This is a genomic window from Kocuria himachalensis, assembly GCF_054784195.1.
In genome coordinates this window covers 241,158-242,150 of the sequence record NZ_BAAGPL010000003.1, presented here as the reverse complement: position 1 = coordinate 242,150, position 993 = coordinate 241,158, and the positions used below count along the sequence as shown (strand labels likewise).

The following is a 993-nucleotide window of genomic DNA, read 5'->3' as shown; positions in this document are numbered from 1 at the left end:
TCAACCGAATAAAACATCCGGTATCAACAAACATGGCACACTATTGAGTTCTCAAACAACAGACCAGCAACCAGGCACCACACCCGGAAACCGTGTTGGAATTCTTTTTCGCTCGGTTCTCGCGATCTCTCGCTTTCCCCGCGGCGACCTCCTCAGCTTATCCCCATCTTCTCCGCTTCCCCAAATCGCTTTTCCGTCGCTCGGCGACGGTCAGTTCTTCGGGTGGAGAATTCGTGGATCTGCCGGATTCGGCGCCGTGGGCCGCAACGATTCCTCGTTGCTGCCCGAAACAGCTCCACCAGCGTACCCGACCCTAGCTCGGCCGACAAGCTGACTGCCACCGCGCAGCGGTGATCGGCTTGATGGTTCAAGGAGGTTCGGTCCGCCGGATTCGGCGTTGCCGTCCAGGGCGATCTCTCGCGTCCCTTGCGGCGACTCGGAATACATTACACAGGCCCCGGAGGACCGTCAAAACCCGCGCCGGGCCGGGCCGGAGTCCCCCGGTCACCGCTCTGCGCTCCCCCGATCGCGGCAGGAGCGTGCGGCCGGGGCTGCGGTGGCGGCAGTGCGTAGGCTGATGGAACACCGATGCCCCGACCCGAAAGGACAGCAGATGAGCACCTCACCGGAAGAGCTGCCGGAGACTCCCGACGCCTACGAAGGCGCCGCCGAGGTCGATCCCGAGCACTGGCGCGAGGACCCGCTGATCGAGGGCGAAGAGGCCGGCGTGCCGGACGAGCGCGTGGACCCCGAGCACCCGGTGGTCCCCTCGGAGCAGGAGCTCCGGGACGAGACGGCGGAGGCCCGCTACGAGGCGGGCGACGAGCAGGTCCCGCCCGAGGAGCCCCGCATGGGCGAGGCGATCGCGGACCTCGACGTCCCCGAGGATCCCGCGTTCGAGGACGAGATCGACTCGAGCAACGACTCGTTCCACGGCGGCGCCGACCTCTGAGCCCCCACCGGACCGAGCACGGCGGCGCCCCGGCCTCGACG

2 protein-coding genes are annotated in these 993 nt (G+C 66.9%); both read left to right on the top strand.

Going from position 1 to position 993, the window contains the following annotated elements; translation table 11 throughout:
- The coding region (locus tag ACYVM4_RS02930; RefSeq protein ID WP_460667599.1) for a hypothetical protein at window positions 1-334 on the top strand (334 nt) is incomplete at its 5' end.
- A 279-nt stretch (window positions 335-613) separates the two neighbouring features.
- On the top strand, window positions 614-952 hold the full coding sequence (locus tag ACYVM4_RS02925; RefSeq protein ID WP_368822362.1) for a hypothetical protein: 339 nt from the start codon (window positions 614-616) through the stop codon (window positions 950-952).
- Window positions 953-993: the final 41 nt, after the last annotated feature.

What these genes read in the sequence shown, in the direction of transcription:
- ACYVM4_RS02925 (WP_368822362.1), top strand. Translation starts at nt 614, where the DNA reads ATGAGCACCTCACCGGAAGAGCTGCCGGAGACTCCCGACGCCTACGAA.